This is a genomic window from Parasphingorhabdus sp. (genome assembly GCF_036964675.1).
GTDB lineage: Bacteria > Pseudomonadota > Alphaproteobacteria > Sphingomonadales > Sphingomonadaceae > Parasphingorhabdus.
In genome coordinates this window covers 1-817 of the sequence record NZ_JBALTF010000147.1, presented here as the reverse complement: position 1 = coordinate 817, position 817 = coordinate 1, and the positions used below count along the sequence as shown (strand labels likewise).

Sequence of the window (817 nt, the reverse complement as noted above, 5' to 3'; positions counted from 1 at the left end):
CATGAAATCCTTCGACCATTTGTAATACACGCCCTGAGAGATACCTTCACGGCGGCATAGTTCGGCAATGCTGTCCTCGCCGCGCAGGCCTTCCAGCACAATCCGTATCTTCTCCTCCGCATTATATTGCTTGCGGGTTGCTCTACGGATATCCTTGACCACCCGCTCCGCGGGGGCTTTTGAGTATTTTGCTTTCATCTTCGTTCCTTACAGTCACTACGATGAAACCAAAATACTCCCTTATTCTATGACGCTAATCTGTCTATCGATCGCTGACGGGGGACACAGCAAGGCCTTTTGCTACCTCACTTTCGGTGTTGGTGAGTTCATACTGTCGAACTGTTCAAGCGCTCCGTCGGGCGGCTAATTTTGGTTCGAACCATTGAAAATTGCTTCCGCTGACGGCGCCAGGATTAAACCTGCCCAACCAAAGCACCACCAACGCCATACCCAAGCGCGCACCCACGTTTGGGCACTTCCCGTAGGAAACTGATTTTTACTAAGCTGAACAAATGGTGCTGCTAGAGAGAATTGAACTCTCGACCTCGTCATTACCAAGGCAAGGGATGGATTCCCAAAAGGTCAGGATTATCAAGGGGTACAGCACTTAACCGGCCGGTGATTTCCCCTTGACCCACGCGATACCCAAGCTGTGGCGAGTTCTGGATTTGGACTTTTCCTAGTGAAAGAGCTTTGGCTCAATAATTATGCGAAAAGTGACCTGCGCTATACCTGCGGAGGCCATGAAGCTGGCGATCGATTATGCTCGAAACACGGTGGTTACCCGTGAGTCCATTTTATACAATTCAATCAGATA

1 protein-coding gene is annotated in these 817 nt (G+C 49.8%); it reads right to left on the bottom strand.

The window, feature by feature from the left end; all coding sequences use genetic code 11:
• On the bottom strand, window positions 1–198 hold a 198-nt coding region (locus tag V7665_RS13630), incomplete at its 3' end, for a transposase (protein ID WP_335665076.1).
• Window positions 199–817: the final 619 nt, after the last annotated feature.